The sequence below is a fragment of the Pseudomonas sp. GW460-LB5 genome (assembly GCF_059423245.1).
Map to the genome: position 1 here is coordinate 45781 of NZ_JBWKXT010000043.1, position 9630 is coordinate 55410.

General features: G+C 61.6%; 10 protein-coding genes. 3 read left to right on the plus strand and 7 right to left on the minus strand.

Going from position 1 to position 9630, the window contains the following annotated elements; genetic code table 11:
• Positions 1-514 precede the first annotated feature (514 nt).
• Positions 515-784 carry a DUF3077 domain-containing protein gene (locus AC07XM_RS22565; RefSeq protein WP_016484491.1) on the plus strand — a complete coding sequence of 90 codons (270 nt, stop codon included), beginning with the start codon at positions 515-517 and terminating at the stop codon, positions 782-784.
• A gap of 275 nt (positions 785-1059) precedes the next feature.
• On the opposite strand, the gene AC07XM_RS22570 is transcribed toward AC07XM_RS22565, so the two are convergent.
• The 5 genes from AC07XM_RS22570 to AC07XM_RS22590 form a co-directional block, all read right to left on the minus strand.
• The gene (locus tag AC07XM_RS22570) at positions 1060-2265 is read right to left on the minus strand and encodes a methyltransferase (protein WP_102689732.1); all 1206 of its coding nucleotides are present in this window, start codon (positions 2263-2265) and stop codon (positions 1060-1062) included.
• Positions 2266-2392: 127 nt separating this feature from the next.
• Positions 2393-3082: an ABC transporter permease gene (locus AC07XM_RS22575; RefSeq protein WP_016497592.1), complete on the minus strand. Its 690-nt coding sequence runs from the start codon at positions 3080-3082 to the stop codon at positions 2393-2395.
• Positions 3082-3774 carry an ABC transporter permease gene (locus AC07XM_RS22580; RefSeq protein WP_016497593.1) on the minus strand — a complete coding sequence of 231 codons (693 nt, stop codon included), beginning with the start codon at positions 3772-3774 and terminating at the stop codon, positions 3082-3084. The genes AC07XM_RS22575 and AC07XM_RS22580 overlap by 1 nt, the downstream gene beginning before the upstream one ends.
• A gap of 54 nt (positions 3775-3828) precedes the next feature.
• On the minus strand, positions 3829-4581 hold the full coding sequence (locus AC07XM_RS22585) for an ABC transporter substrate-binding protein (RefSeq protein ID WP_016484495.1): 753 nt from the start codon (positions 4579-4581) through the stop codon (positions 3829-3831).
• An 11-nt stretch (positions 4582-4592) separates the two neighbouring features.
• Entirely contained in the window at positions 4593-5366 is a 774-nt protein-coding gene (locus AC07XM_RS22590) for an ABC transporter ATP-binding protein (protein ID WP_016484496.1), read from the minus strand.
• 639 nt (positions 5367-6005) lie between these two features.
• On the opposite strand from AC07XM_RS22590, the gene gabP reads away from it, so the two are divergent.
• Complete coding sequence (gene gabP / locus AC07XM_RS22595; protein WP_016484497.1) at positions 6006-7391, plus strand: GABA permease; 1386 nt, start codon at positions 6006-6008, stop codon at positions 7389-7391.
• Between the two features lie 177 nt (positions 7392-7568).
• Here the strand turns inward: gabP and AC07XM_RS22600 are convergent, their stop codons facing one another.
• Positions 7569-8012 (minus strand): hypothetical protein, encoded by a 444-nt coding sequence (locus AC07XM_RS22600; protein ID WP_016484498.1) that lies wholly within the window; start codon positions 8010-8012, stop codon positions 7569-7571.
• A 132-nt stretch (positions 8013-8144) separates the two neighbouring features.
• Between AC07XM_RS22600 and AC07XM_RS22605 the strand changes: the two genes are divergently transcribed.
• Positions 8145-8681 carry a hypothetical protein gene (locus tag AC07XM_RS22605; protein ID WP_095116622.1) on the plus strand — a complete coding sequence of 179 codons (537 nt, stop codon included), beginning with the start codon at positions 8145-8147 and terminating at the stop codon, positions 8679-8681.
• 5 nt (positions 8682-8686) lie between these two features.
• Here AC07XM_RS22605 and ppk2 read toward each other — a convergent pair whose 3' ends face one another.
• The gene (gene ppk2 / locus AC07XM_RS22610) at positions 8687-9568 is read right to left on the minus strand and encodes a polyphosphate kinase 2 (RefSeq protein WP_495045503.1); all 882 of its coding nucleotides are present in this window, start codon (positions 9566-9568) and stop codon (positions 8687-8689) included.
• Positions 9569-9630: the final 62 nt, after the last annotated feature.

Genomic DNA, 9630 nt, shown 5'->3' on the forward strand with positions numbered 1-9630 from the left:
TCGGGTCCGTTGGTCCATTGTCGGTTCTGGCGCAACGCCAGACGGCCGCGGGGCTGGCGGGCAGCGCGCGACGTCACTTTTTAATGATTTGGGGGGCGGATGATACACCGTTACGGCGGGTGAGCATTAGCCTTGTGTTGCCTGGTATGGCCTCTTCGCGGGTGAACCCGCTCCCACAGGGGGCCGTGTAAGCGCGGCTATCTGTGTAAGGCAATTCTGAACCATGGGGCTAAAAGCTTCAGAATCTGGATGCTTCGGAAGTATCCTACGCGCGCCGCCGAAGTATCGCTGTTGTCGGGGAAGTGGCTCACAGATACCGTTTTCGGGTCGCTCAGGCGACCGGGTGTGAGAGCCCGACTTTGAATAAGCGCTACCTGTCATGGTGGCCGTACGTGGGCAGACCTCGGTCTGGCCGGGCTTCCTTATTCACTCGGTTTCTCACCCCGCGTACGGCTGCCGCCCCAAATCCGTGAGAAAGATTTTGGCAGCCTCCTTTCGTGAATGAGGATTTGCCATGAAACAAGATGAGCCAGTCACCACCGCAGGCGTGGAAACCTTCCTTGCAGCCGGTAACCCATCCCTAAATCTGCTTCGCGTTCAACCCGGCGTTCCGGTGGACGCTGCCTACGAGCATGTCTCGATCCTGATGGGCTACATCAAGCACCTGGTGCGCGAGGGGGATATGGAGGATGACCATAAATTCCTGGGGGCTGCCGATTACCTGTGCGACATGGCCAAGGCGCTGATGAACGATATCGAGATCGCCAAAGGTAAGGCGCACTGAGACTTTGAGAGGGGCTGCTTTGCAGCCCTTTCGCGGCACAAGGCCGCTCCCACAAAAGCCGCTTGCGCCAACCATAAGAAATGTTTATGCACAAGTGGCATTGGCGGCTTGCGCGAAAGGCATGCCGCATCGCTACGCCGCTGGTCTTTGCGCAAATGCCTGTTTTTACTGGCCTGCAGCTGCGACCAGGAATAAGCCAAACCCTTGAAATAGCGCTTGGATCCAACAGGTAATCAAAAGCTTGTTCACAGACTTATCCACAGGTTGTGCTGCGGCTAAAGGTCACGTTCCGCGAGTATCAGCAGGTTGCGCGGGGTCAGCGGGTAATCGCAGAACAGGCCCAGGCGTACTTCATAGCCTTGTTCTTCGAGGAACAGGGCGCGATCAAGCACCAGCCACAATTCCAGCGGCCGGCGGAACAGGTTACGTACGCGCTCCAGGTTGCGTACCTCGGCCAGTCGTTGCCACCCGGCTGCTTCCTGGGCGGCCCAGTCCGGGTTGCCGTTCAAGGGCAGTTGTTTGAGGTCGGCCAAGTCGCGGCAGTACTGCTCGAAGGGCTTTTCCAGCCAGGCGACCGGCAGCGACGGCGTTGGCAGGTATTCGCCGGTCTGGCGCTGCTGGCGTTGCAGCAGGTCGAAGCCCAGACGGCGGGCCATCGAGGTGTCGCGCTGGCGCCGCACGCGGGCGCCGGCAGTGACGGTTTCGCTCAGGGGCAGGCCCAGGTCGTCCAGCGACAGCTGCAGGCTCGATGCCTGCGCGGCTGTGGATAACGCTTGGTACTGCGGCGCCGCGATGCGGTTGTAGCAGCAGGGGGCTACGGCGAGTTGCCGGCAACCTCGCTGGCTGGCCAGTTGCATCAGGCGTACATGCAGGTCGCCGCAGGCATGCAGGGCTACCACGCTTTTGTCGCTAGCCAGGTGACGGGCGCTGTCGCTGGCCATCACATCCTGGTGTACGTGCTGTGCTGGCAAGTGATGGTGTGCGCTAAGGGCCTGGCCGGCGGCGACCAGTTCGGCGTCGTACTCCAGGCAGGTCAGCTGTTGGCCGGGTTGCAGCAGGCGACGGCCGAGGTGGCCTTTGCCGGAGCACCAGTCCAGCCAGTGGCGCGGCTGGTGGTGGAAGGTCAGGTGGCTGGCGAAGGCTTCGATCTGCTGCCATTTGCGGCCGGGGACGGCGACGTCCAGGCGGTGGGCGGCGGGTGGCAGGTCGGTTTGCGGGAGGCTGCCGAGGGCGGCGAGCTTTTGGGCTTGTTCGGCCAGTTGCGGGAAGGGCGCGGGCAAGCGGTCAGTGGCGATTTCGGCTTCGGCGTCTGCCAGGGAACATTGGCGCAGATGGGCGGCAAGCTCGGGGTGGGTGGTTTCCCAGGCCAGTTGCAGGGTGGTGAAGGGGCGCGGTTTCCACAGCTGTTGGTGCTCGATCAGGAACTGGTCGAGGGCCTTGAAGCGGGTGCTTAGGTGGTGGCTATGGAGGTGGCTGGGCATGGGTAGATGTGTGTTGGGTTTGAAGGCCTCTTCGCGGGTGAACCCGCTCCCACAGGATTAGCACAGGTTTCAAGGCCTGTGATGTACCTGTGGGAGCGGGTTCACCCGCGAGATGGCCAGTAAGGTCTCAGCGACCCTGGCAGGCATCCACGCGCAGCCAGCGCTCCAGCAGCTTGAAGCCCTGCACCAGCAGGAACGAGATCACCAGGTAGAACACGCCTGCGGCAAAGAAGATTTCCACCGGCAGGTAGGTACGGGCAATGATGGTACGGGCCATGCCGGTCAGTTCCAGCAGGGTCACGGTGCTGGCCAGGGCACTGGCCTTGAGCATCAGGATCACTTCGTTGCTGTACGCCGGCAGGCCGATGCGCGCAGCACGGGGCAGCATGATGTAGAACAGCGCCTTGCCCCGCGACATGCCCAGCGCCCGCGCCGCTTCGATCTCACCTTTGGGGATCGATTGCAGCGCGCCACGCAGGATCTCGGCAATGTACGCGGCGGTGTGCAGGGTCATGGTCAGCACCGTGCACCAGAACGGATCGCGCAGGTACGGCCACAGCGAGCTCGAGCGCACCGCATCGAACTGCGCCAGGCCGTAATAGACCAGAAACAACTGCACCAGCAGCGGCGTACCACGGAAGAAGAAGATGTAGCTGAACGGCACGGCGCGCACGTACCAGTGGCGCGAGGAGCGGGCGATGCCCAGCGGGATGGCCAGGATCAAACCGGCAACCACGGCAATGGCTACCAGCTCCAGGGTCAGGACCGCACCCTCGGCCAGGCGCGGCAGCCATTTGAAGATGACTTCCCAATTCATTATTCAGCCCTCGCAAAGCCGCGAGCGGCGCGTTTTTCCATGAAGTACATGCCGGTCATGGCAATGACGGTCAGGCCCAGGTAGATGCAGGCTGCGACCATGTAGAAAGTGAACGGCTCCTTGGTCACGGTCACGCCGATTTGCGAGTGACGCATGATTTCTTCCAGGCCGATCACCGACACCAGGGCGGTGTCCTTCATCAGGATCATGAACAGGTTGCCAAGGCCGGGCAGGGCGATACGCCACATCTGCGGCAGGATGATCCGCGACAGGATGCGGCCCTTGGACAGGCCCAGCGCCAGGCCCGCTTCACGGTGGCCCTTGGGGATCGCCAGGATGGCGCCACGGAACACTTCGGTGGCGTAGGCGCCAAAGCACAAGCCCAGGGCGATTACACCCGCCGCGAAGGCGCTAAGCTCCAGGCCCGGCATGTTCAGGGCTTCGCCGAGGCTGTTCATCAGCCCGACGGTACCGAAATAGATAAGCAGTACCCACAGCAGTTCGGGCACGCCACGAACCAGGGTCGAGTAGAAGCCGCCAAGCCATTGCAGGGGCTTGAGCGGTGAGGTTTTGGCCAGGGCGCCGAGCAGGCCCAGCACCAGCCCCAGCAGCAAGGCGCAAAGCGCCAGTTTTACGGTCATCAAGGTGCCGGCCATCATGGCCGGACCGAATCCGTGCAGGTCGATATTCATGGGCAGGTCATTTTAGGGACTGGCGCGCCACGTGGGCGCGCCGGTCAGGGCGGGTCATTCGATGCTGAACGGGAAGTACTTGTCGTTGATCTTCTTGTACGTGCCGTCGGCCTTGATTTCTGCCAGGGCTTTGTTCAGCTCGTCGCGCAGCTTGGTGTCACCTTTGCGCACGGCAATGCCGATCTTGTCGCTGTCCATCACCGGCTCGCCCTTGAACTCGAAGTTGGAGCCGTCTTTGCTTTTCAGCCACTCGTACTGCACGTACTTGTCGGCCAGGATGCCGTCGATGCGGCCAGAGACCAGGTCCAGGTAGGCGTTTTCCTGGGTGTCGTACAGCTTCACGTCCACGCCCTTGAAGTTGTCTTCAAGGTAGGTGCCGGCCAGGGTTGCACGCTGGGTGCCGATGACCTTGCCCTTCAACGACTCTTTGTCAGTCTTGAAGTCGACGTTTTTCGGCGCGATGAACTGCAGCTTGTTGGAGTAGTACGGCTCGGTGAAGTCCACCGCCTGCTTGCGCTCGTCGGTGATCGACAGCGACGACACCAGGAAGTCGAACTTCTTGGCGTTCAAGGCCGGGATGATGCCGTCCCAGTCCGAGGTAACAACCGAGCATTCGACTTTCATCTTGGCGCACAGGGCGTCGCCGATGTCTTTGTCGAAACCAACCACGTTACCGCTGGCATCCTTGTTGTTGAACGGTGGGTAGGCGGCTTCGATGCCCATGCGCAGTTTTTCTGCGGCCATGGCGTTTGCCGACATCACCAGCGTGGCAGCAGCTGCCAGGAGAAACTTCTTGTATGTGTGCATGTATTGCTCCGTTAGCGGTGGCTTGACATGAATTGCTTGCAACGCGCCGAGTTCGGGTTCTCGAAGACCTGCTGCGGCGATCCCTGCTCTTCGACCAGGCCCTGGTGCAGGAAGACGACTTCACTGGACACATGGCGGGCAAAGCTCATCTCGTGCGTTACCAACAGCATGGTACGGCCTTCTTCGGCCAATGCGCGGATAACGTTAAGCACTTCCTGGACCATTTCCGGATCGAGGGCCGAAGTGGGCTCGTCGAACAGGATCACTTTAGGCTTCATGGCCAGGGTACGGGCAATGGCGGCACGCTGTTGCTGGCCACCGGAAAGCTGGGCGGGGTAGCTGTGGCGTTTGTCGTAGATGCCCACCTTGTTCAGCAGCGCTTCGGCGGCTTCGATGGCCTCGGCCTTGCTTTGGCCGAGCACGCGGCGTGGCGCCTCGATGATGTTGTCGAGGATCGACATGTGCGGCCACAGGTTGAAGTTCTGGAAGACAAAGCCGATTTCGCTGCGCAGGCGGTTGATCTGGCGGTTGTCGGCAGCGACCAGGTCGCCGTTTTTGGCTGCCTTGAGCTTGAGGGCTTCGCCAGCAACCAGGATTTCGCCCTGGTGCGGGTTCTCGAGCAGGTTGATGCAACGCAGCAGGGTGGATTTGCCGGAGCCTGACGACCCCAGGATGGAGATCACGTCACCGTCGCGCGCGGTCAGCGAAATGCCCTTGAGAATTTCCTGCTCGCCGTAGCGTTTGTGCAGATTGCGGATTTCCAGCGCGGGCGTGGCCTGAGCCATGTGCGGTCCTCATGTGTTCGGGTGCGTTCCCAGCTATTGGCGGCCTTCCTGGCGTGCGCCAAGCTAGCATAGCGGCATTATGGCGGCCAACAGGGTTGCCAGGGACTGTGGGCACTGGTGGGGCAGTTTGTCGCATCGCTACAGCGTAACGTCGCGCAGATGTCCGCGAAGGTCTCGCCCAGCACCAGAGCCTTGATGAAAAAAGGCGCGATGGTGCCAGCTTTAGCCCGCTCATGGAAGCGGTTTTGGCCCATTCGAGGGGTAAATCCGACCTTTAGGTCAAAGGTGTTCTCAGGGGGCAGCCTTATCTGTGGACGCGCCACAGGCTAAAGGGTTGTACCTCAAGGTTGCACTTTCTGGCATTGCGGTGGTGCACGGGTGTTACCGAGGAGCACCTTTGGTGCGTTTGTAAGTGGGTATTTCAGTAATCCGATGATTTGGCGTCCTTTCGGTCAAGCCGTGGCCGAAAGCCCTCCAAACCGCGTGCTAAAAGGCCCGTGAAATTTTCTGACGAATGCATTCAGCAGATGGCGCGCTTATTGCCAGTAGGAAACCGCCGATTGCAGCGACGCCTAGGTCAACCCTTGGCGCGCTCCGTACCCGCAGTCGGAGTGGTCCACTCCTTACAAAGGTAGTTTTATGAGCGGTAACAATTCCAATGACCTCGCTCAGGGGCTCAAACAACGGCATGTGACCATGCTGTCCATCGCTGGTGTCATCGGTGCCGGCCTGTTCGTAGGCTCCGGCCACGCCATCGCAGCTGCCGGCCCGGCCGTGCTGCTGGCTTACGCCGCCGCCGGTACGCTGGTCGTGCTGGTGATGCGCATGTTGGGTGAAATGGCGGTCGCCTCACCTGACACCGGTTCGTTCTCTACCTATGCCGACCGCGCCATCGGGCGCTGGGCCGGTTTTACCATTGGCTGGCTGTACTGGTGGTTCTGGGTGCTGGTGATTCCGCTGGAGGCCAACGCTGCCGCGGCCATTCTGCATGCCTGGTTCCCTGCGGTGGATCTGTGGGCGTTCTCCCTCATCATTACCCTGGCGCTGACCCTGACCAACCTGTGCAGTGTGAAGAACTACGGTGAGTTCGAGTTCTGGTTCGCCCTGCTCAAGGTGCTGGCGATCATCGGTTTCATCGCCGTGGGCTGTGCGGCCATGTTCGGCTTTGTGCCGAGCAGCCAGGTGAGCGGTGCCAGCCACCTGTTCGATACCCAAGGCTTCATGCCTAACGGCCTGGGCGCAGTGCTGGCAGCGATGCTGACTACCATGTTCTCGTTCATGGGTACCGAAATCGTCACCATTGCTGCTGCCGAGTCGAAGGACCCGGGCAAGCAGATCAGCCGCGCCACCAACTCGGTCATCTGGCGTATCTGCCTGTTCTACCTGGTGTCGATCTTCCTGGTCGTTGCCCTGGTGCCGTGGAACGACCCGGCCCTGGCCGAAACCGGTTCCTACCAGACTGTGCTGAGCCGCATCGGCGTGCCGAATGCCAAGCTGATCGTCGACATCGTCGTGCTGATCGCCGTGACCAGCTGCCTGAACTCGGCGCTGTATACCTCTTCGCGCATGCTGTTCTCGCTGAGCAAGCGTGGCGACGCCCCGGCGATCGCCCAGCGCACCACCAAGGCGGCAACCCCGCATGTGGCGGTTTTGCTGTCCACTGCAGCGGCTTTCCTTTGCGTGTTCGCCAACTTCGTGGCCCCGGCCCAGGTGTTCGAATTCCTGCTGGCCAGCTCTGGCGCCATTGCCTTGCTGGTGTACCTGGTGATTGCCGTGTCGCAACTGCGCATGCGCGGCCAGCGTGAGGCCCGTGGCGAGAAGATCACCTTCAAGATGTGGCTGTTCCCGGGCCTGACCTGGGCGACCATTGCCTTCATCGTCGCCATTCTGGTGGTCATGGCACTGCGTGAGGATCACCGTGCGGAGATCATCGCGACTGCGTTGCTGAGCATTGGTGTGGTAGCGGCTGGATTGCTGGTACACCGCAAGCGCGAAGCTGCCGGGCGGGTGGCGCTGGACAACTGATCCGCGCTGGCTGTAATGAAAAGGCCGCGCCCTGTAGAGGGTGCGGCCTTTTTTGTTGCCTGTACCGGCCCTATCGCCGGCAAGCCAGCGCCTACAGGAATCTTTGCACTCAGGCCTGTCATGACCCTGTGGGAGCTGGCTGCCGGCGATAGGGCCCTTGCAGGTTAAATGGCCCTGTCAGCCAAACTGCTTCTGCTGTTGCTGCTGCTTGGCCACCAGTTCGGATGCGGTGATGTAGGCAGCCTGGAACTCGTCGCTTTCCAGCCAGGCCATGGTGGCCTCTTCGTCGGCGCCGTCCAGCCATTTGCGGTAGGCGTTGAACACCAGCACGATGTAGTCGGTGGCGTGCTCTTCCTTGTGCCCCTTGAGCACCAGGGCCAGCAGTGGGTCTACCAGGAACACCGAGATCATCGGCACCAGGCCGCCTTCCTGGGCTTCCTTCATCTTCTCGAACATCGCGTCGTAGCTGCCCGACTCCATCGCCTTGTTGTATACCTGCTCGACGCTGGCGCTGTCGCCGGCACTGGGCTTGACCGCCTGGCCGCTACGCACCATGCGGTTCTGCTTGGCCTTGCTGGCGGCGCGCTTGGCGCGTTTCTGTTGCTTGGTAGGGGTGGCCATGGGGGCTTGAGTCCTTGGGTGGTGCTGGAAAAGTGCGTATTGAATCGCAGATGGCAGTGAAACCCAAGCGGCATTGGCGGGTCTGACTCAGGCTGCCCGGACATTCGGCATTCGCTCAAAGGACATTCACGGATGAAAGCACCCGTCATGCTCGGCCTGCTGGCCGCCGCTCTTGCCGGCTGCGGCAACATTGCCGCAGTCAAATCTTTCAATACCCCCTACGGCTCGCCCAGTGGCGGTGACACCGCACGCCTGCGGGTAATCGCCGACGGTATGGTACGTGCGGTACCGGAAAAGGACTGTGTGGACTGGTACAGCCCCGGTGCCGGAGTAATTGCGGTACCCACCAAAGGCTTCGCCGACCGCAATGGCGAAACCTTGGGCATGCCGGCCAGTGTATCTGCCCGGGCGGGTGACGCAGTCAGCGAAGTGCTGGTGCCTGCCGGTAAGCCGTTTACCCTGCACTTTCTCGATGGGGGGCGCTCGGCCGGCTATGACACGGTGCAGAACTGCCTGGGCATGTTCTCGTTCGTGCCGCAAAAAGGCGCCGACTACGAGCTGGTGGTGCACGGCTACAGCGCCTGCGGCGGCACGCTCAAGCGCCTGGACAAGGCCGAGGACGTGGCCCGGCGCAAAGCTGATTATTGCAGTGCCATGGCCAACTTCTAGGCCCTTCAGGCTGGTTGGGCGACCAGCTCGTCTTCTTCGAAGCCGCGAGCGGCCTTGCCGACCAGCAGCGCATCCGGGGCGTGGGCCACGCTGTGGTCCTTGCCCGGGTAGTCCAGCGAATGCAGGAAGTGGCGGATGCAGTTGATCCGCGCGCGCTTCTTGTCATCGGACTTGATCACCGTCCACGGCGCATCGGCGGTGTCGGTGTGGAAGAACATCGCTTCCTTGGCCGCGGTGTAGTCTTCCCACTTGTCCAGCGACTTGATGTCGATGGGTGACAGCTTCCAGTGTTTGAGCGGGTCGTCCCGGCGTGAAATGAAGCGTCGCAGTTGCTCTTCGCGGTTCACCGAAAACCAGTACTTGAACAGCAGGATGCCGCTGTTGCACAGCATTCGCTCCAGGTCCGGTGTCTGGCGCATGAACTCCAGGTACTGCAGCGGTGTGCAGAACTCCATCACCTTCTCGACGCCCGCGCGGTTGTACCAGGAGCGGTCGAAGAACACCATTTCACCCGCTGTGGGCAGGTGCTGGATGTAGCGCTGGAAATACCACTGGCCCTGTTCCTGCTCGGACGGCTTCTCCAGTGCGACGATGCGTGCGCCACGTGGGTTGAGGTGCTCCATGAAGCGCTTGATGGTGCCGCCCTTGCCTGCGGCATCGCGCCCCTCGAACAGGATCACCACACGCTGGCCGGTTTCCTTCACCCAGCTTTGTACCTTCAACAGCTCGATCTGCAGCGCGTGCTTGGCCTTTTCGTAGTCCTGGCGTCGCAGGCGTGTGCGGTAGGGGTAGCTGGCCGGCAGGTGGGCCGAGGTGCTGTCTTCGTTGCTGCCCTTCGGGGCGGTGGCAACTTCCAGTGCAGCGGGTTGCTGGCTGATACGGGTGATCGTCGGTTCCGGCTTGCGCTGGCGTGGGCGGCGCGTGCGGACTGGAGTGATGGGGGGTTCGC